Below are 18,051 nucleotides of genomic sequence, written 5' to 3'. Positions count from 1 at the left end.
TGGCGGGGAGGGGTGGCTGCATGAGCCACCTCATCGCCATCGACTATCCCGACGTCCAGACCGCCCAGCGGGCTCGCGACCGTCTCCTCGACCTGCAGAAGCAGAACCTCATCACGCTGGACGACGCGGTCGTCGTCGAGCACCGCCCGGACGGCAAGATCAAGCTTCACCAGCTCAACAGCACCGTCGGCTTCGGCGCGGCCAGCGGCGCGCTGTGGGGCGGGCTCATCGGCCTGATCTTCTTCATGCCGCTGCTGGGCATGGCGATCGGCGCCGCGGGCGGCGCGGCCGGTGGCGCGATGACCGACGTCGGGGTCTCCGACAGCTTCATGAAGGAAGTCGCCGCCAAGATCCCGCCCGGCACCGCCGCGCTCTTCCTGCTGGTCAGCCAGAGCACGCCGGACAAGGTCATCCCGCAGATCGCCGAGTTCGGCGGCGACATCATGCAGACCTCGCTCAGCCAGGAGGCCGAGGAGCAGCTGCGCGCCGCCGTCGCCAGCGCGACCGCCGCCGCCCAGCGCGGCACGGCCCAGCCGAACGCCGGCCAGCAGAACGCCGGCCAGCAGAACGCGGCTCAGCGGTCAGGGTCGACGCCCCAGGCGCCCAAGCCCAAGGCCCCGACTCCGGCGAGCTGAGCTCAGCCGGGCAGTCCCACGCGCGACAGGCCGGTCGGCACCCGCCCACCGGCCTCTCGTTCGTCCCCGTGAGTCCGCGTCAGCGCGCGGGCTCGGACTCCTGATCGTGCGTGGAGGTCTGGGGAATGTCGTCGCTCGATGAGTACGCGCCCAGTTCCTTGCTCAGGCTCTCGACGTCCAGATCGTGGCTGGTGTACTTGAGCTGGCGAGCGACCTTCGTCTGCTTCGCCTTCGATCTTCCTCGGCCCATGGCTACTCCCTCGTCCCGTCTGTCATCCTAGCCAACGCCGTTACGACTTGAAGAATTATGCAAGTCGCTATATTACACTGACCACATGCCCGTTCCGCTGTACCAGGCCAAGGCAGATTTCTTCAGAACGCTCGGGCATCCAGCCCGTATCCAGGTGCTGGAGCTGTTGCAGAAGGGGCCACTGCCGGTCCGGGATCTCCTGGCGCAGATCGACATCGAGGCATCGAGCCTCTCCCAGCAACTCGCCGTGCTCCGCCGCGCCGGCATCGTCAGCGCCAGCCGCGAAGCCGGAAGCGTCGTCTACTCCCTGGCCAGCCCCGACGTGGCGCACCTGCTCACCGACGCCCGCCGGATCCTCACCGACATGCTCGTGGACCAGGAAGAACTCCTGGCAGAACTGAGAGCCGAGGCCCGAAGTTAGGGCCCCGGCTCTGTCATTGGCGCTGTCATTGCCGCTGTCATCGAATGCTCGCTGGTCCTCCGCCCAGCGGGGTGTGGGTCAGTCGGCGATCCAGGAGCCGTGGAACCCGGCCGGCACCCGGCGCGGCAGCCGGACCGTCGCCACCGTCTCCAGCCCGGCGGCGTCCAGCACGAGCAGCCGGTCGTGCACGATCGACATCAGCCACCCGTCGTCCTCCGTGCGCGCCGCCTGCGCGGGCACGAACACGGCCTCCCCCGGCCGTCCGTCGATCGCCCGCACCTGGCTCGTGCCGCTCTCGGTGTCGTACTTGACGATCTCCGCGTCGGTCACCGTGTAGAGGTAGCGGCTGGCCCGGCCGAGCCGCTCGTCGTTGAAGGTCGGGAACTCCACCTGCCGGTCGTCGAGCTGCGCCTCGGCGGCCCGGCCGGTGGCCGGGTCGAGGGTCCAGCGGTGCAGCGTCGCGCCGGCCGCGTGTGCCGCCGGGTCCTGCTCGCCGCCGATCTCGTCCCAGACGCTGGTGAACGCCTCGCGGGTGTAGCGCACGCCGTCGAGCACCACCCGGCCGGCGGCGTCCTCGCGGGCGTTGCCGACGTGGAAGACGTAGCACGGGTCGATCTCGAACCACGTCACCTTGCCCGCGCGGTCCATCACGCCCAGCCGCGCGCCGTAGCCGTCGTCCCACCCGTACGGCATGCCGCCGCCGAGCCGGTCGAGGTCGAACACCACCGGCAGGTCGAGCCAGACCACGTAGTGCTCGGTGACCGCGAAGTCGTGCATCATCGTCGGCCCCGGCACGTCCACCACCCGGCTCTCCACCAGCTCGCCCTTGGCGTCCAGCCGGTGGTAGGTCAGGTACGGCGGGGCGAAGCCGTACCCGAAGAAGTGCAGTTCCCCGTCGAGCTCCTTGGGGTGCGCGGTCATCCCGCTGGTCGTCAGCCGCCCGCCGAAGTCGCACGGCCCGATGGTGTTGAGCTCCCCGTCCACCTCGTACGGCAGGCCGACCTCGACGAGCGCGAGGATCTTGTCCGCGTGCCGCACGACGTGCGTGTTGGCCTGGACCGCGGCCCGGTCGAAGCCGTTGTCGCCGACGAAGGAGGCCCCGTCGGTGAACAGCGAGGTGCGCACCCAGCGGTTGCGGTACCACTCGGCGCGGCCGTCGCGCAGCCGCACGCCGTGGAGCATGCCGTGCCCGGCGAACCAGTGGCCGGGGTCCTCGCCGGGCCGCGGGTTGGGCCCGTTGCGGAAGTAGCGCCCGTTGAGCTCCGCGGGCAGGACGCCTTCGACGGCCAGGCCGGTGGCGTCGATCTCGTCGGGGACGGGGGCGAGGTGCCCCTCCAGGTAGGTCTTCATGACACGCCTTTCACGATCTTCGATCATCGGCGGCGCCTCTGGTGCAGGAGCTCACCACGTTCCATGCCTGACATGTCGAAAGTAGAACGTCACGTCGCGATATGTCAATATAGGAAGATGAGTCTTCGGCACGGCGTGCTCGGCCTGCTCGCCCACTCCTCGGCGAGCGGCTACGACCTGATGCGGGCGTTCGACCTGTCCCTCGCCAACGTCTGGCCGGCCACGCAGAGCCAGCTCTACGGCGAGCTCGGCAAGCTCACCGCCGACGGGATGATCGAGGTCGTCGCCGAGGGCCCGCGCGGGCGCAAGGAGTACGCGATCACCGCGGAGGGCCGCGACGAGCTGCGCCGCTGGCTGATCGACGTGCCGCCGGCCCGCGTGCGGCGCAGCGACATGCTGCTGCGGGTGTTCTTCCTGTCGCAGGTCGACCCCGACCAGGCCCGCGCCTACCTGCGCCGCCAGGGCGAGCAGGCCGAGCGGGCGCTGGCCGAGCTGGAGTCCATCCGCGGTGTGGTGGAGGGCGGCGACGACGACCTGCGCCACCACGGCCGGCTCGCCTTCGAGTACGGCCTGCGGCTGCACCAGGCCGAGGCCGAGTGGGCCCGCTGGGCCGAACAGCAGATCAGTTAGGCTTTCCGCCATGGTCTCCGAGCTGTTCGACGCCGCGGCGTGGAAGGAAGTCGAGGGTTTCGACTTCGCCGACATCACCTACCACCGCGCGGTGGACCAGGGGACGGTGCGCATCGCCTTCAACCGGCCCGAGGTGCGCAACGCCTTCCGGCCCCAGACCGTCGACGAGCTCTACCGCGCCTTCGACCACGCGCGCCAGCAGCCCGACGTCGGCTGCGTGCTGCTCACCGGCAACGGCCCCTCGCCCAAGGACGGCGGCTGGGCCTTCTGCTCCGGCGGCGACCAGCGCATCCGCGGCAAGGACGGCTACCAGTACGCCGACGGCACCCCGGCGACCGGGCGGCTGCACATCCTGGAGGTGCAGCGGCTGATCCGGTTCATGCCCAAGGTCGTCATCTGCGTCGTGCCCGGCTGGGCGGCCGGCGGCGGCCACTCGCTGCACGTCGTCTCCGACCTCACCCTCGCCTCGCAGGAGCACGCCCGCTTCAAGCAGACCGACGCCGACGTCGCCTCCTTCGACGGCGGGTACGGCTCGGCCTACCTGGCCCGCCAGGTCGGGCAGAAGTTCGCCCGGGAGATCTTCTTCCTGGGCGACACCTACTCGGCCGAGGACGCGCACCGCATGGGCATGGTCAACGCGGTCGTCCCGCACGCCGACCTGGAGCGGGTCGCGCTGGAGTGGGCGCGCAAGGTGAACGGCAAGTCGCCGATGGCCCAGCGGATGCTGAAGTACGCCTTCAACGCGGTCGACGACGGCCTGGTCGGCCAGCAGCTCTTCGCCGGTGAGGCCACCCGGCTGGCGTACATGACCGAGGAGGCGGCCGAGGGGCGCGACTCCTTCCTGCAGAAGCGCGAACCCGACTGGTCGCCCTACCCCTGGCACTTCTGATGATCGACGTCCCGGCCGAGCTGGCCGCCCACCACGCGAAGTGCGCCCACGAGTCGGGTCCGGAGTGGACGGCGGCGCTGCCCGGGCTGGTCGGCGACTTCGTCACCCGCTGGGACCTGCGCGTCGACGGCGCCGCCATGCACGGCGTGGTGTCCCTGGTCGTGCCGGTGTTGCGGGCCGACGGGACGCCTGCCGTACTGAAACTGTCCCCGGGCACGGACGAGAACCTCACCGAGGGGCCGGGGCTGCGCGCCTGGGACGGCGACGGCATCGTGCGGCTGCTGGCGGAGGAGACGCTGCCCGCCGCCGGGCCGTCCGGGCTGGGCAACGTGCTGCTGCTGGAGCGGCTGACCGGCCCGACGCTGGAGACCCACCCCGACGTCATGACGGCCACCGAGCTGCTGGGCGGCCTGCTGGCCCGGCTGACCGCGCACCCGGCGCCGGCCGGGCTGCGGCACCTGCGCGACATCGCCGGCGCGATGCTGGAGCAGGTCCCGTGGGCGATGGAGCGGATCTCGCCCGCCGACCGGCCCTGGCTCGACCTGGTGGCCGGGCCGGTGCGCGAGCTCGTCGCCGAGCCCGGCGACCGGCTGCTCCACTGGGACCTGCACTTCGACAACGTCCTGGCCGCCGAGCGCGAGCCGTGGTTGGCGATCGACCCCAAGCCGCTGGCCGGCGACCCGGGCTTCGACCTGCTGCCCGCGCTGGGCAACCGCTGGGACGGGGTGGCCGACTCGGTCAAGCGCTTCGACCTCCTGGTGGAGATGCTCGGCCTCGACCGGGCGCGGGCGGTCGGCTGGACGCTGGGGCGGGTGCTCCAGAACACCCTGTGGGACATCGAGGACGGCGAGAGCGAGCTCAACCAGGACGAGTTCGCCCTGGCCGAGGCGCTGTACCGGCGCGGCTGAGCGAGCCGGTCCCGGCCTCAGCGCCACTGACCGGTGGCCTTGGTCAGCACCCACCCCGCGGCGATCACCACCAGGCTGCCGGCCAGCACCGGGTTGAGCAGGAAGAGCGGCTCCGGAGCGGTCAGGCCGACCAGCGCCGCGGTCGCCACCGCGGGCGGGTGCGGGGCCTTGAGCAACACCATCGGAGCCAGGGACAGCCCCGCCGCGACCGCCGCCGCCCAGACCGACGGGCCGGCCGCCGCGGTGACGGCCAGGGCCAGGACGGTCGCGGTGAGGTGACCGACCAGGATGCCCTTGGGCTGGGCGAAGGGGGCGGCCGGAGCCAGCGCGACGATCGCCGCGCTGGCCGCGAACGGCAGGGCGAACAGGTGCAGGCCGGTGGTCGCGGTGATGGCGGCCAGCAGCAGCAACTGCGCCAGCGCCACGCCGGTGATCAGCAGCGCGGCCCGGCCGGTCCGGGGCGCGGCGGCCACCGGCTGGGGACCGGTCGCGACGGCCGGCACCGGCTGGGGGCCGGTCATCGGGCCGGTCATCGGGCCGGGCAGCGGCCGGGGGCCGGTCATCGGGGCAGGCGGCGCAGGAAGGCGCGGATGAGGTCCGCGCTCTCCGCCAGCCGCGTGGTCAGCGGGAAGTGCCCCGCGTCCAGCAGGTGGATCTCGGCGTCCTTGGCGTCACGGGCGAAGGCCCGAGCGCCGTCGGGCCCGAAGATCTCGTCCCCCTCGCCCCAGGCCGCCAGCACCGGCGGCTGGTGGGTGCGCAGGTACTCCTGCCAGGCCGGGTACTGCGGCGGGTTGGTGCCGTAGTCCAGGAAGAGCGCGAGCTGCACCTCCTGGTTGCCCGGCCGGTCCAGCAACGCCTGGTCGTGCAGCTCCAGCGCGGGGTCGACGTGCGCGACGTCCGGCACGCCGTGGGTGTACTGCCAGTGCGTGGCCTCCCGGGTGAACAGGCCGCGCAGCGCGTCGCCGTTCTCGGGGGTCGGCTCGGCCCAGTACTCCTTGATCGGCGCCCAGAACGGGGTGAGGCCCTCGTCGTAGGCGTTGCCGTTCTGGGTGATGATCCCGGTGACCCGCTCCGGGTGGCGCAGGGCGAGGCGAAAGCCCACCGGCGCGCCGTAGTCGTGCACGTACAGCGCGAACCTCTCGACGCCCAGCCGGTCGAGCAGCGCGTCCACCACGTCGGCGAGGTGGTCGAAGGTGTAGTCCCACTCCTCGACCGGGGGCGCGGAGCTCAGCCCGAAGCCGGGGTAGTCGGGAGCGATCAGGTGGAACTCCCCGGCCAGCTCCTCCATCAGCGTGCGGTAGGCGACCGACGAGGTCGGGAAGCCGTGCAGCAGGAGCAACGTGGGCGCGGACGGGTCGCCGGCCTCGCGGTAGAAGATCTCCAAGCCGTCGACGTCAAGGGTCTGATGCTTCATGGGATTAACCTCCAAAAGTTGTTACGCCGGTTAAGCTAGCACTCCCAGCATTAACCAGTCAACGGAGATATAGTGGTTACATGAAGAGACCCTTGCTCGGTGAGCCGCTCCCGCTGGACCTGGTCGACACCGACTGGGTCGAGCACGGGGAGCCGGTGGACTGGTTCGACGACGTCGCCCGGGTGGCCGAGTGGCTGGCCGCCTTCGGCCTGCCCGGCGACGCGGAGGCCGTTCGCGAGCCGTTGCGCGCCACGCGGGCGGCCATGCGGGCCGCGCTGGCCGGCGATCAGCGGGAGCTCGACGCGGTGCTCGACCGCGGCTCGGTGCGGCCCCGGTTGCGGGACGGCGTGCCGTACGAGGAGGTGATCGTGGCCGACCCGGCGTGGCACGCGGCCTGGGTGAGCGCGGCGGCCTTCGTCCGGCTGCTCGGCGAGCGGCCCGAGCGGGTGCGCAAGTGCGCGAACCCGGAGTGCGTGCTGTGGTTCCTGGACGTCAGCAAGAACGGGAGCAGGCGCTGGTGCTCCATGGAGGGCTGCGGGAACCGCGCCAAGGTGGGTCGTTTCAACCAGCGATCACGGAATCTGGTTGACCGAGGTCAGACGGGGTAAGAAAACGATCGCCCCCGACAGGTGTGTCCGGTCGGGGGCGCCAGCTTCCGGCAGGCTTTCACCTGCGCCTATTCAGCACGCACAGGCGATGCCCGACTTGGGAGCGGTCAGCGGGTCGATCGGCGGCCGGCTCACGCCGTCGGCGGTCTGCACCTCGAAGCCCTCCCGGGCCCAGTACTCGAACCCGCCGAGCATCTCCTTCACCTGGTAGCCGAGCTTGGCGAACTCCAGCGCGGCCTTCGTCGCCCCGTTGCAGCCCGGCCCCCAGCAGTAGGTGACCACCCGCGCCGAGCGCGGGATCTCCGCCTCGGCGCGGGCCGCGATCTCCCTGGTGGGCAGGTGCAGCGCGCCCGGGATGAAGCCCTGCTCCCAGCTCTCCAGGTTCCTGGTGTCCACCACGACCAGCCCCTCCGTGCCGGCGGCCAGTTCGCCGGCGACGTCGGAGACGTCGGTCTCGTAGGCGAGGCGGGCGGTGTAGTACGCGATGGCGTCGGTGCTCATGAGCGAGTCCTTCCAGGTCAGGTACGGCGTAGCCCCCATCCTCCAGGCACGCCCGCCCGCCCGGCAGTGGCGGGAACGCCGCTGACCGCTCAGATCACGCCACGACCACCACGACCTTGCCCCGCCCGTGCCCGGTCTCGATCTCCCGGTGCGCGTCGGCCGCCCGCTCCAGCGGGTAGGCCCGCCGGACCGGGAAGGCGAAGCGCCCCTCGGCCACCAGCGCCGCGTACCGCCCCAGCCGCTCGGCCGTCCGCACGCCCTCGGTCACCCGCACCCCGAGCTCGGCGGCCCGCCCGTGCTCGACCAGGGTGAGGATGCGCTTGCGCTCGCCGACCAGCTCCAGCGACAGGTCCAGCGCCTCGCCCCCGGCCGCGTCGAGCACCACGGTGACCGGCCCGAGCCCGGCCAGCCGCTCCCGCAAACCCTCGCCGTAGGCCACCGGGATCGCGCCCAGCGCCCGCAGGTGCTCGTGGTTCTCCGGTCGCCCGGTGCCGATCACCCGGGCGCCCCGCATCCGCGCGATCTGCACCGCCGCGGTGCCGACCGACCCCGAGGCGCCGTGGATCAGCAGCGTGTCCTGCGGCCCCACCGCCAGGTTGTCGATCGCGATCTCCGCGGTCTGCACCCCGGCGGTCAGCCCGCCGGCCGTCTCCCAGGCCAGCCCGGCCGGCTTGGGCGTCACCTGGTCGGCCGGCACCACCACGTACTCGGCGTAGGCGCCGAGCTGGGTGAAGCCCAGCACCTCGGTGCCCACCGGCAGCGAGTCCGACTGATCCACCACCCCGGCGAACTCGTTGCCCGGGATCCGCGGCAGCACGTCCGTCACGCCCGCCGGCACCCAGCCGGCCCGCACCGCGGCGTCGTACGGCTGGACGCCGGCCGCCTTCACCCGCACCCTGACCTGCCCGGGCCCCGCCTGCGGGGTGGGCACTTCCATGACCTTCAGCACTTCCGGGGATCCCGGAATCTCGAACGCGGCAGCTCTCATGGCGACCAGCGTGCTACCTCAACCAAGGTTGAGGTCAACTAGGTCGCAAGTCGACTGCAATACCGCCTCGAATACTGAAAAGCGATGGTTACCGGGGATATAGTCGGCCTTCCGCTTTTACGGGGACAAACGGGGAGCCGATGAGCGACTTCATCGACGCCGCACTCGACTTTCCGGCTGTGGTGTTCACCTTTCTGCTGCTGGTCGTGGTGGCCTACTGGCTGATCGTGCTGACCGGCCTGGCCGAGCTCGACGACGAGCTGCCCTGGCTGGGGCTCGGCGGCGTGCCGGCGGGCGTCACGCTGTCGCTGCTGATCCCGATCGCCTGGTTCCTCTCCCTGGCCGGAGGGCTGCTGGTCTCGCACACCCTGCTGCGGGTGGCGGTGCTGGCCGTCGCGCTGACCGGGGCCTGGTACATCACCCGGCTCCTGGTCATCCCGCTGCGCAAGCTCTTCCCCGACGGCAAGCAGCCCTCGCGCGTCGACTTCGTCGGGCAGTCGTGCGTCATCCGCACCGGCGAGGTCACGGGCGCCTTCGGCCAGGCCGAGGTCACCGCGACGGACGGGTCCACGGCGATCATCCAGGTCCGCACCACCGGTTCCGACGTCCTGGGGCGGGGCGAGACCGCCCTGATCTTCGAGTACGACGCGAACGGCGAGTTCTTCTACGTCATGCCCTTCGAAAGGCAACTTTGATGGACATCCTCACCAGCGGCCTGGGCATCGTGCTCGCCGTCATCCTCCTGGTCGTCATCGGCCTCCTCGTCATCGTGAGCCGGCTGTTCCGCAAGGTCGAACAGGGCAAGGCGCTGATCATCTCGAAGGTCAACCGGGTCGACGTGACCTTCACCGGCGCGGTGGTCTGGCCGGTCGTGCACAAGGCCGAGACCATGGACATCTCGGTGAAGACCATCGAGATCGCCCGGACCGGCCGTGAGGGCCTGATCTGCCGCGACAACATCCGGGCCGACATCCGGATCACCTTCTTCGTCCGCGTCAACAAGACCGCCGAGGACGTCATCAAGGTCGCCCAGGCGATCGGCACCGAGCGGGCCAGCGACGAGACGACCCTGCAGGAGCTGTTCAACGCCAAGTTCTCCGAGGCGCTGAAGACGGCCGGCAAGCACCTCGACTTCGTCGACCTCTACACCAAGCGCGACGAGTTCCGCGACGAGATCGTCCGGCTGATCGGCACCGACCTCAACGGCTACAGCCTGGAGGACGCCGCGATCGACTACCTGGAGCAGACCGCGCTGCTCTCGCTCGACAAGAGCAACATCCTCGACGCGCAGGGCATCCGGAAGATCACCGAGCTCACCGCCCTGGAGCACGTGCGCACCAACGAGTTCCAGCGCGCCGAGGAGAAGGAGATCACCCGGCAGAACGTCGAGGCCGCCGAGGCCATCCTGGAGCTCAAGCGCCGCCAGGCCGACGCCGAGATGAAGCAGAAGCGCGAGATCGAGACGCTCAAGGCCCGCGAGGAAGCCGAGATCGCCCGCGTCCAGGCCGAGGAGCGGCTGCGCGCCACCGCCGCGAACATCAAGACCGACGAGCAGCTCGGCATCCAGCACGAGAACCGCGAGCGCGAGGTGGCCGTCGCCGCCAAGAACAAGGAACGCGTCATCGCCATCGAGAGCGAGCGGATCGAGAAGGACCGCATGCTCGAAGTGATCTCCCGCGAGCGCGAGACCGAGCTGTCGCGCATCTCCAAGGACAAGGAGCTGGAGACCGAGAAGCGCTCCATCGCCGAGGTGGTCCGCGAGCGCATCGTGGTCGAGAAGACCGTCGCGGAGCAGGAAGAGGGCATCAAGAAGCTGCGCGCCATCGAGGAGGCCGAGCGGCTGCGCCAGACCACGATCATCGCCGCCGAGGCCGAGGCCCAGGAGAACCTGGTCAAGGACATCAAGGCGGCCGAGGCCGCCGAGGCCGCCTCGAAGTTCAAGGCGCGCGAGGAGCTCGTCCTGGCCGAGGCCCGGCAGCAGGCCGCCGACCTGGAGGCGCGGGCCAAGATCCGGCTCGCCGAAGGCGTGCAGGCGTCGGCGGCGGCCGAGGGCCTGGCGAGGGTCCAGGTGCGTGAGCGCGACGCCGAGGCGACCGAGAAGGTGGGCCGCGCCGAGGCCGCGGTGCTCAGCGAGAAGCTGCGCGCCGAGGCGGAGGGCGCCCGCGCCATGGCTCTGGTCGAGGGCGAGCGGCTGAAGGCCCAGGCCGACGGCGAGACCGCGCTGGCCGGCGCCGAGGCCGCCAAGCTCAGGGCCGAGGCCGAGGGCACCGCGGCCAAGCTCAAGGCGCAGGCGGAAGGCGCCACCGCGATGGCCCTGGCGGAGGCGTCGGCGGTGGGCGAGAAGCTCAAGGCCGAGGCCGAAGGTCTCACCGAGAAGGCCGCGGCCCTGGCCGCCCTCGACGAGGCCTCCCGCACCCACGAGGAGTTCAGGCTCCGCCTGGAGGCCGACCGCGACGTGCGGCTCAAGCAGATCGACGTCAACCGGCAGATCGCCGAGTCGCAGGCGGCGGTCATCTCCGCCGGGCTGTCGAAGGCCAACATCGACATCGTCGGCGGCGACACCATGTTCTTCGACCGGGTGGTCGGCTCGATCACCGCGGGCAAGGTCGTGGACGGCTTCGTCGAGCACTCCGACATCGCCTCGACGCTGGCCCAGCCGTACCTCAACGGGTCGGCGAGCCTGCCCGACGACCTCAGCCGGATCATCGGCGGGGTGTCCAGCGAGGACCTGAAGAACCTCACGCTCTCCGCGCTGCTGCTCAAGCTCATCCAGGACGGCGGGCCGGACAGCTCCAAGCTCAGCGAGCTGCTCGACACGGCCAGGCGGCTCGGCGTGGCCGACGCCCCCATGGCGGCCCTCGCCGCCGCGCGGGCCTGATCTCGGCGAGCACTGGCAAGCACGGAGCTAGCACGGAGGACTGATCGATGACCACGGTCTCCACGGAGACGACCGGGCTGGAAGCCGGCACCTACGAGGTGCTGCGCAACCGCCTGCTGGCGCAGTCGAAGCAGCTCGCCGAGGCCGCCGAGGAGCTCAACGCCCAGCGGCTGGGCGTCTTCGGCGGCTCGGAGCTCACCCTGGTGGGCACCGAGCGGCTGCGCACGGAGAACAACTGCGTCCCGAGGGACATCGTCTCGCTCGGTGACGTGATGCTCTTCGGCTACAACGTGTTCATCGGCCTGAAGTCGGAGACCGCGGTCGACGACGTCTTCTCCGTGCACCGCTTCACCCGCGACGGCGCGGCCTTCCGTTTCGACCCGGCGGAGCTCGCCACGCTGGCCGAGCCGGGCTTCCGCAAGGACTTCGCCGAGCTGTACCGCTACTACAAGGAGACCCGCCTGCTGCAACTGCGGCGGGTCGAGGGCAAGCTGCTGGCGGTCTTCCAGACCGGGCCCAGCGACACCAGGGTGCTGCGGTGGTCCGTCGACACCGCCGGAACGCCCAGGTACCTGGACAACCGGGGCGAGCGCGATCACGTCTTCCCGCCCTCGCACGACTTCGAGTGGATCCCCACCACCCGCGACGACCACATCCTGGGCCGCCACCCGCACATCTCCATCGGCAACGAGGTCTTCGTCGAGACGGTCGGCGGAGACCTGACCATCAAGATCGAGAACAACACCGAGTCCGGCGAGGGCATCTACACCGAGCCGGTCGAGGAGAAGCTGCAGTCGCTGGCCGACGCCGACGTCGAGCACGCCCGCGTCGGGCCGCTGATCCTGCTGCGGGTCAAGCCGTACAAGGAGACGGTCTGGCGGCACCTGGTCTTCAACACCCGCACCAGGACCGTGGTCCGGCTCGACGGGCTCGGCCAGGCCTGCCAGCGGCTGCCCGAGGACCAGGGGCTGATCTTCCCGGGCGGGTACTACCTGGCCACCGGGATCAGCAAGACCTTCGACACCGACGTCACCGACCTGGAGTTCGAGCGCGCCATCCGCTCGCCGAACGGGGAGGACGTGCTCTACGTCTTCCACGCGCGCGGCGACGGCCGCTCGCTGCTCCTGCCGTACAACGTGATCAGGAAGGAGGTCGCCAACCCGATCCCGTGCCACGGCTACTCGATCTTCGACGACGGCACGATGGTCATCTTCCGCGCGACCTCCGACGAGCCCACCCGCGTGCACCCCATGCAGGTCTGGCAGACGCCGTACGTCTCCGACACCTACGCCGCCGCCCAGCCCGCCGGCACCGGCCCGCTTGAGCGCATCGGCAACGCCGAGCTGGTGCGCGGCATCTCCGACTGCCTGTCGGTCGCGCGGATGGCCGACGAGATGGCGCCCTCGCTGGCCATGTTCGAGGCGCTCATCGCGTCCTGCACGCGCGCCTTCGACGCCTACCACTGGCTCGGCGAGCAGGGCCTGCGCACCCCGCTGGCCGACGTGCGGGCCACCGCCGAGCAGGTGCTCGACGAGTACGAGAAGGTCGAGCAGCTCACCGCCCAGGCCGCGACGCGGCTGGCCGAGGCCACCGCCGAGACGACCACGCTGATCCGGCAGGCCCGCGCCGACATCCCGGCCACCGCCGACGCCTGGGTCGCCTCGCTGGCGACGTTGCGCCGGGCGCAGGGCCGGCTGGTCGGCCTGCGCGAGGTGCGCTACCTCGACACCGCCCAGCTCGACCGGCTCGTCGCCGACCTGGCCGCCGAGCTCACCTCCGTGGGCGAGCGCGCGGTCGCCTTCCTCCAGGGCGAGGAGGCCTTCACCGGCTACCACGCCGCCGTCGACCAGCTCGCCGCCGACGCCGCCGCGATCACCACCGTCGCCGGGGCCGCCCCGGTCACCGAGAAGCTCGCCGCCCAGGCCGAGGGACTCGAAGTGGTCACCGAGGTGGTCGGCTCCCTCGACATCGCCGACGCCACCGTCCGCACCGCGATCCTGTCGCGCATCGGCGAGGTCGTCGCCGGCGTCAACCGCGCCCGCGCCCTGCTCGAAGGCCGCCGCCGCGAGCTCATGACCACCGAGGGCCGGGCCGCCTTCGCCGCCGAGTTCGCGCTGTTCGGCCAAGCGGTCACCGGCGCGCTGGCCATGGCCGACACCCCCGAGCGCTGCGACGAGCAGCTCGGCAAGCTGATGCTCCAGGTCGAGAACCTCGAATCCCGCTTCGGCGAGCTCGACGACTTCGCCACCCAGCTCGCCGACAAGCGCGACGACGTCTACGAGGCCTTCTCCGCGCGCAAGCAGTCACTGCTGGACGACCGCACCCGCCGCGCCGACCGGCTGTTCACCTCCGCCGAGCGCATTCTGTCCAGCGTGTCGCGCCGCGTGGCCACCCTCGCCTCGCTGGACGAGGTCAACACCTACTTCGCCACCGACCCGATGGTCACCAAGCTCGCCTCGGTCGCCGCCGAGCTGCGCACGCTGGGCGACGCCGTACGGGCCGAGGAGCTGGAGGGCCGGGTCAAGGCCGCCCAGCAGGAGGCCGGACGCTCGCTGCGCGACCGGCTCGACCTGTTCACCGACGGCGGCGAGACCCTGCGGCTCGGCCGGCACGCCTTCGCGGTCAACACCCAGCCGATCGACCTCACCCTCGTGCCGCACGACGGGGAGATGCACTTCTCCATCACCGGCACCGACTACCGCTCCCCCGCGCCGCCCGCCTTCGCCGAGACGCGGCCCTTCTGGGACCAGCTCGTCGTGTCCGAGACGCCCGACGTCTACCGGGCCGAGCACCTGGCCGCCTCGCTGCTGCCTGCCGCGCAGCCCGGCGCCGATCTTTCCTCGCTGGTACGGCAAGCCGCCGAGCAACGCTACGACGAGGGCTACGAGCGCGGCGTGCACGACCACGACGCCACCCTCATCCTCGACGCGCTGGTCCGCCTGTCCGCCGGAGCCGGGCTGCTGCGCTACCCGCCCGCGGCCCGGGCGGCGGCACAGCTCTACTGGGCCCACGGCGTGGACGAGGTTTCACGTAAAACATTGACCATCCGGGCGTCGTCGCTGGTCAGAGCCCGTGAGGCGTTCGGCGCCTCGCCCGCGCTCGACCAGTTCACCGACGAACTCGCCACCGCGGTCACGGCCTTCCTCACCACGCTCTCCCCCGACCACTCCGCCGGGATGGCCGGCCTGGCCGGCGAGTACCTCGTCGAGGAGCTCGCCGCCACCCCGCCCGGCTTCGTCACCAGCGCCGCGGCCCGCGCTCTGCTCGACCGCTTCCGCCAGGCGCTCGGCCCGGCGCGGGCCAAGGAGTTCGACCACGACCTCGAACAGCTCGGCCTGCCGTACCGGGTGCAACTGGCCCAGGCGTGGCTGGCGGCCTTCGACGACTCGGCCGAGCTGCCCGAGGCGGTGGCGCTGCTGCTGGCCGAGCTGCCCAGGTACGACTCCAGCGCCACGCTGACCGCGACGGTCGAGGGCCTGCTCGGGACGCACCCGCGGATCAGCGAGCGCAAGCTGGAGCTGCGCCTCGACGAGCTGCTGCCGCGCGCCAAGGCCTTCCGCGAGGAGCGCGTCCCGGCCTACCGCGCCTACCAGAAGCGCCGCAACGAGCTGGTGCAGGCCGAGAAGTCCCGGCTGCGGCTAAAGGAGTACAAGCCCAAGGTGATGAGCGCCTTCGTGCGCAACCGGCTGCTGGACGAGGTCTACCTGCCGCTGATCGGCGACAACCTGGCGAAGCAGCTCGGCGCGGCCGGGTCCGGCAAGCGCACCGACCAGATGGGGCTGCTGCTGCTCATCTCCCCGCCCGGCTACGGCAAGACGACGCTGATGGAGTACGTCGCCAGCCGCCTGGGCCTGCTCTTCGTCAAGGTCAACGGCCCGGCGCTGGGCCACGAGGTCACCTCGCTGGACCCGGAGGAGGCGCCCAACGCCACCGCCCGCCAGGAGGTGGAGAAGATCTCCTTCGCCCTGGAGTCGGGCAACAACACGCTGCTCTACCTGGACGACATCCAGCACACCTCGCCCGAGCTGCTGCAGAAGTTCATCTCGCTCTGCGACGCCCAGCGCCGTATCGAGGGCGTCTGGAACGGCCGCACCCGCACCTACGACCTGCGCGGCAAGCGCTTCGCGGTCTGCATGGCCGGCAACCCCTACACCGAGTCGGGCCAGCGCTTCCGCATCCCCGACATGCTCTCCAACCGGGCCGACGTCTGGAACCTCGGCGACGTGCTCAGCGGCCGGGACGACCTGTTCGCGCTGAGCTACATCGACAACGCGCTCACCTCCAACCCGGTGCTCGCGCCGCTGTCCACCCGCGACCGAGCCGACGTCGAGCTGCTGGTCCGGCTGGCCCGCGGCGACTCGGCGGTGCGGCCCGACCAGCTCACCCACCCCTACTCCAAGGTCGAGCTCGACCAGGTGCTCAGCGTGCTGCGCAAGCTGGTGCGGGTGCAGCAGGTGGTGCTGGCCAACAACCAGGCCTACATCGCCTCGGCCGCGCAGTCCGACGACTCCCGCACCGAGCCGCCCTTCAAGCTGCAGGGCTCCTACCGCAACATGAACAAGCTGGCCGAGCGCATCGTGCCGGCGATGAACGACGCCGAGCTGGAGTCGGTCATCGACGACCACTACGTCGGCGAGGCGCAGACGCTCACCAGCGACGCCGAAGCCAACCTGCTCAAGCTGGCCGAACTGCGCGGCACGCTCACGCCCGAGCAGGCGGCCCGGTGGGCGGCGATCAAGCAGGCGTACCTGCGGGCGCGGGCCCTCGGAGGGTCCGAGGACGATCCGATGACCCGCGCCGTCGGCGCGATCGGCCTGCTCGCCGACCGGGTGAGCGAGGTGGGCTCCGCCATCCGCGGCGAGTGACCTCTTGCGCGGCCCCGCCGGTCAGGCGGCCTGGAGGTGGGCCACGTGGCCCGCGTCCAGCTCCAGGTGCCGCCCGGAGAAGCCGGCCCGCATGCGCCGGTCGTGGGTGACCACGACCAGCGCGCCGGTGTAGCTCTCCAGCGCCTCCTCCAGCTCCTCCACCAGGGCGGGCGAGAGGTGGTTGGTCGGCTCGTCCAGCAGCAGCAGGTCCACCGGCTCGGTCACCAGCCGCGCCAGTTCGATCCGCCGCCGCTGGCCGTACGACAGCTCCCCGATCCGCAGCCGCAGGTCGCCGGGGTGGAACAGGCCCAGCGAGAGCAGGAGCTCGGCGTGCTCCGCCGGGTCGCCCGGCCGGCCTTGGGCGAAGGCCCGCAGCACCGGCAGGGCCGGGTTCCAGGGCGTCTCCTCCTGGCGGAGGTAGCCCACCTTCCCCCGCACCGCGACCGTGCCGCCGCCCGGCGTCAGCTCGCCGGCCAGCACCCGCATCAGGGTGGACTTGCCCGCGCCGTTCGGCCCGGTGACCAGCAGCCGCTCGCCCTGCCCCACGGTGAGGTACGGCAGGCGCAACCGCGAGCCCACCCGCACGTCGACCAGCTCGGCCACCGCCCGGGCCGGCTGGTGCCCGTCCGGGTTCTCGTGCGGGTGGCCGATGGCCGCGGTGAAGCGGAGCCGCTCGGGAGGCGGCGCGACCGGGTTGTCCTGCAGCGCGGTCAGCCGCTGGTGCGACTGCCGGATCCGGCTCATCGCCCCGTGGCTGCGCGAGCGGGCCCGCCACGCGCCGGTCCCCATCCCGGCCTGGGTGACCTTGCGCGGGATGGCGGCCAGCCGCCCAGCGTTCGCGGTGACCAGCGAGCTGTGCCGGTCGATCTCCAGCAGCCAGTCCTGGTAGGCCCGGATCATCGCCTGCCGCTCGGCCGCCTTGGCCGCGAGGTAGCCCTCGTAGCCGTTGCCGAACCGCCGCACCTGCCCGCCCTCGACCTCCAGGATCGTGGCGGTGATCCGCTCCAGGAACACCCGGTCGTGGGTGATCGCGACGACCGTGCCGCGATGCCCGCGCAGGTGGTTCTCCAGCCAGGTGACGGCCTGGTCGTCCAGGTCGTTGGTCGGCTCGTCGAGCAGCAGCAGCTCGGGCGACGACGCCAGCACCGCGGCGAGCGCGAGCCGCGCCCGTTCGCCGCCGGACAGGGTGCCGAGCGCCCGCGACCGGTCGAGGCCGGGCAGGCCCAGCCCGTCGAGGGCGATGTCGAGCCGCAGGTCGGCCTCGTACCCGCCGCGGGCTTCGTAGCGGGCGAGCAGCTCGCCGTAGGCGTCGAGGTCGGTGAGGTCGGCCTCGGCCGCGCGGAGCTGGGCTTCCAGCTCCCGCAGGTCGGCCAGTGCCAGGTCCACGGCGTCCTGGACGCTGGCCTCGACGGGCAGGTCGAGGGTCTGGGCGAGGTAGCCGATCCCGCCGGGCGCGCTCACGGTGAGCTCGCCGTTGTCCGGCGCGACGACGCCGGCGACCAGCTTGAGCAGGGTGCTCTTGCCGGAGCCGTTGTCGCCGATGATCCCGACCTTCTCGCCGGGCTTGACGGTGAGGGAGACCTGGTCGAGGACGACCCGGTCGTCGAAACGCTTGGTGACGGAGTCAAGGGTGAGTTGCGCGGTACGCATGTAAGCGTGCTCCTGTTGTCTCGGCATGGCTGAGGGCGGCGTGGTACGGCGGAGCGGGGCTCGA

The 18,051-nt window shown here is 71.5% G+C and carries 16 protein-coding genes; 9 read left to right on the top strand and 7 right to left on the bottom strand.

Annotated elements, in window-relative coordinates:
• The first annotated feature begins 20 nt into the window (after positions 1 to 20).
• Positions 21 to 635 (top strand): DUF1269 domain-containing protein, encoded by a 615-nt coding sequence (locus ACIBG7_RS17125; protein ID WP_397336815.1) that lies wholly within the window; start codon positions 21 to 23, stop codon positions 633 to 635.
• Between the two features lie 79 nt (positions 636 to 714).
• Here the strand turns inward: ACIBG7_RS17125 and ACIBG7_RS17120 are convergent, their stop codons facing one another.
• Entirely contained in the window at positions 715 to 885 is a 171-nt protein-coding gene (locus ACIBG7_RS17120; protein WP_357928670.1) for a DUF3073 domain-containing protein, read from the bottom strand.
• An 85-nt stretch (positions 886 to 970) separates the two neighbouring features.
• Between ACIBG7_RS17120 and ACIBG7_RS17115 the strand changes: the two genes are divergently transcribed.
• On the top strand, positions 971 to 1,306 hold the full coding sequence (locus tag ACIBG7_RS17115; RefSeq protein ID WP_357928667.1) for a metalloregulator ArsR/SmtB family transcription factor: 336 nt from the start codon (positions 971 to 973) through the stop codon (positions 1,304 to 1,306).
• Positions 1,307 to 1,384: 78 nt separating this feature from the next.
• Here the strand turns inward: ACIBG7_RS17115 and ACIBG7_RS17110 are convergent, their stop codons facing one another.
• On the bottom strand, positions 1,385 to 2,656 hold the full coding sequence (locus ACIBG7_RS17110; RefSeq protein ID WP_357928664.1) for a carotenoid oxygenase family protein: 1,272 nt from the start codon (positions 2,654 to 2,656) through the stop codon (positions 1,385 to 1,387).
• A 117-nt stretch (positions 2,657 to 2,773) separates the two neighbouring features.
• On the opposite strand from ACIBG7_RS17110, the gene ACIBG7_RS17105 reads away from it, so the two are divergent.
• Genes ACIBG7_RS17105 through ACIBG7_RS17095 form a run of 3 tightly spaced genes read left to right on the top strand, consistent with a single transcriptional unit; the run spans position 2,774 to position 5,083 of the window.
• Positions 2,774 to 3,286: a PadR family transcriptional regulator gene (locus ACIBG7_RS17105; protein WP_357928661.1), complete on the top strand. Its 513-nt coding sequence runs from the start codon at positions 2,774 to 2,776 to the stop codon at positions 3,284 to 3,286.
• 10 nt (positions 3,287 to 3,296) lie between these two features.
• On the top strand, positions 3,297 to 4,175 hold the full coding sequence (locus ACIBG7_RS17100; protein ID WP_357928658.1) for a 1,4-dihydroxy-2-naphthoyl-CoA synthase: 879 nt from the start codon (positions 3,297 to 3,299) through the stop codon (positions 4,173 to 4,175).
• Positions 4,175 to 5,083, top strand: a complete 909-nt coding sequence (locus tag ACIBG7_RS17095; protein ID WP_397336814.1) for an aminoglycoside phosphotransferase family protein — start codon at positions 4,175 to 4,177, stop codon at positions 5,081 to 5,083. Before ACIBG7_RS17100 ends, ACIBG7_RS17095 begins: the two co-directional genes overlap by 1 nt.
• Positions 5,084 to 5,100: 17 nt before the next feature.
• Here the strand turns inward: ACIBG7_RS17095 and ACIBG7_RS17090 are convergent, their stop codons facing one another.
• Positions 5,101 to 5,646 (bottom strand): HPP family protein, encoded by a 546-nt coding sequence (locus ACIBG7_RS17090; RefSeq protein WP_397336813.1) that lies wholly within the window; start codon positions 5,644 to 5,646, stop codon positions 5,101 to 5,103.
• The gene (locus ACIBG7_RS17085; protein ID WP_397336812.1) at positions 5,643 to 6,497 is read right to left on the bottom strand and encodes an alpha/beta fold hydrolase; all 855 of its coding nucleotides are present in this window, start codon (positions 6,495 to 6,497) and stop codon (positions 5,643 to 5,645) included. The genes ACIBG7_RS17090 and ACIBG7_RS17085 overlap by 4 nt, the downstream gene beginning before the upstream one ends.
• Positions 6,498 to 6,577: 80 nt before the next feature.
• Between ACIBG7_RS17085 and ACIBG7_RS17080 the strand changes: the two genes are divergently transcribed.
• Positions 6,578 to 7,105 carry a CGNR zinc finger domain-containing protein gene (locus ACIBG7_RS17080; protein WP_357928647.1) on the top strand — a complete coding sequence of 176 codons (528 nt, stop codon included), beginning with the start codon at positions 6,578 to 6,580 and terminating at the stop codon, positions 7,103 to 7,105.
• 72 nt (positions 7,106 to 7,177) lie between these two features.
• Here ACIBG7_RS17080 and ACIBG7_RS17075 read toward each other — a convergent pair whose 3' ends face one another.
• On the bottom strand, positions 7,178 to 7,606 hold the full coding sequence (locus tag ACIBG7_RS17075) for a rhodanese-like domain-containing protein (RefSeq protein WP_397336811.1): 429 nt from the start codon (positions 7,604 to 7,606) through the stop codon (positions 7,178 to 7,180).
• A 94-nt stretch (positions 7,607 to 7,700) separates the two neighbouring features.
• Complete coding sequence (locus tag ACIBG7_RS17070; protein ID WP_397336810.1) at positions 7,701 to 8,594, bottom strand: NADP-dependent oxidoreductase; 894 nt, start codon at positions 8,592 to 8,594, stop codon at positions 7,701 to 7,703.
• 140 nt (positions 8,595 to 8,734) lie between these two features.
• On the opposite strand from ACIBG7_RS17070, the gene ACIBG7_RS17065 reads away from it, so the two are divergent.
• The 3 genes from ACIBG7_RS17065 to ACIBG7_RS17055 are packed head-to-tail and all read left to right on the top strand — an operon-like array spanning position 8,735 to position 16,337.
• A complete protein-coding gene (locus ACIBG7_RS17065) occupies positions 8,735 to 9,289 on the top strand; it encodes a hypothetical protein (RefSeq protein ID WP_397336809.1) in 555 nt (184 codons plus the stop codon).
• A complete protein-coding gene (locus ACIBG7_RS17060) occupies positions 9,289 to 11,472 on the top strand; it encodes an SPFH domain-containing protein (RefSeq protein WP_397336808.1) in 2,184 nt (727 codons plus the stop codon). The genes ACIBG7_RS17065 and ACIBG7_RS17060 overlap by 1 nt, the downstream gene beginning before the upstream one ends.
• A 47-nt stretch (positions 11,473 to 11,519) precedes the next feature.
• On the top strand, positions 11,520 to 16,337 hold the full coding sequence (locus tag ACIBG7_RS17055) for a DNA repair ATPase (protein ID WP_397336807.1): 4,818 nt from the start codon (positions 11,520 to 11,522) through the stop codon (positions 16,335 to 16,337).
• A gap of 21 nt (positions 16,338 to 16,358) precedes the next feature.
• Here the strand turns inward: ACIBG7_RS17055 and ACIBG7_RS17050 are convergent, their stop codons facing one another.
• Positions 16,359 to 17,987 (bottom strand): TlrC/CarA/OleB/SrmB family ABC-F type ribosomal protection protein, encoded by a 1,629-nt coding sequence (locus ACIBG7_RS17050; protein WP_397336806.1) that lies wholly within the window; start codon positions 17,985 to 17,987, stop codon positions 16,359 to 16,361.
• Positions 17,988 to 18,051 lie beyond the last annotated feature (64 nt).

This window comes from Nonomuraea sp. NPDC050328 (genome assembly GCF_044459405.1).
Lineage (GTDB): Bacteria > Actinomycetota > Actinomycetes > Streptosporangiales > Streptosporangiaceae > Nonomuraea.
This window is presented reverse-complemented; position numbering and strand designations above follow the sequence as displayed.

Excerpts from the sequence above, each read along its gene's own strand:
- ACIBG7_RS17125 (WP_397336815.1), top strand. The coding sequence starts at position 21 with ATGAGCCACCTCATCGCCATCGACTATCCCGACGTCCAGACCGCCCAG.
- ACIBG7_RS17120 (WP_357928670.1), bottom strand. The coding sequence starts at position 885 with ATGGGCCGAGGAAGATCGAAGGCGAAGCAGACGAAGGTCGCTCGCCAG.
- ACIBG7_RS17115 (WP_357928667.1), top strand. The coding sequence starts at position 971 with ATGCCCGTTCCGCTGTACCAGGCCAAGGCAGATTTCTTCAGAACGCTC.
- ACIBG7_RS17110 (WP_357928664.1), bottom strand. The coding sequence starts at position 2,656 with ATGAAGACCTACCTGGAGGGGCACCTCGCCCCCGTCCCCGACGAGATC.
- ACIBG7_RS17105 (WP_357928661.1), top strand. The coding sequence starts at position 2,774 with ATGAGTCTTCGGCACGGCGTGCTCGGCCTGCTCGCCCACTCCTCGGCG.
- ACIBG7_RS17100 (WP_357928658.1), top strand. The coding sequence starts at position 3,297 with ATGGTCTCCGAGCTGTTCGACGCCGCGGCGTGGAAGGAAGTCGAGGGT.
- ACIBG7_RS17095 (WP_397336814.1), top strand. The coding sequence starts at position 4,175 with ATGATCGACGTCCCGGCCGAGCTGGCCGCCCACCACGCGAAGTGCGCC.
- ACIBG7_RS17090 (WP_397336813.1), bottom strand. The coding sequence starts at position 5,646 with ATGACCGGCCCCCGGCCGCTGCCCGGCCCGATGACCGGCCCGATGACC.
- ACIBG7_RS17085 (WP_397336812.1), bottom strand. The coding sequence starts at position 6,497 with ATGAAGCATCAGACCCTTGACGTCGACGGCTTGGAGATCTTCTACCGC.
- ACIBG7_RS17080 (WP_357928647.1), top strand. The coding sequence starts at position 6,578 with ATGAAGAGACCCTTGCTCGGTGAGCCGCTCCCGCTGGACCTGGTCGAC.
- ACIBG7_RS17075 (WP_397336811.1), bottom strand. The coding sequence starts at position 7,606 with ATGAGCACCGACGCCATCGCGTACTACACCGCCCGCCTCGCCTACGAG.
- ACIBG7_RS17070 (WP_397336810.1), bottom strand. The coding sequence starts at position 8,594 with ATGAGAGCTGCCGCGTTCGAGATTCCGGGATCCCCGGAAGTGCTGAAG.
- ACIBG7_RS17065 (WP_397336809.1), top strand. The coding sequence starts at position 8,735 with ATGAGCGACTTCATCGACGCCGCACTCGACTTTCCGGCTGTGGTGTTC.
- ACIBG7_RS17060 (WP_397336808.1), top strand. The coding sequence starts at position 9,289 with ATGGACATCCTCACCAGCGGCCTGGGCATCGTGCTCGCCGTCATCCTC.
- ACIBG7_RS17055 (WP_397336807.1), top strand. The coding sequence starts at position 11,520 with ATGACCACGGTCTCCACGGAGACGACCGGGCTGGAAGCCGGCACCTAC.
- ACIBG7_RS17050 (WP_397336806.1), bottom strand. The coding sequence starts at position 17,987 with ATGCGTACCGCGCAACTCACCCTTGACTCCGTCACCAAGCGTTTCGAC.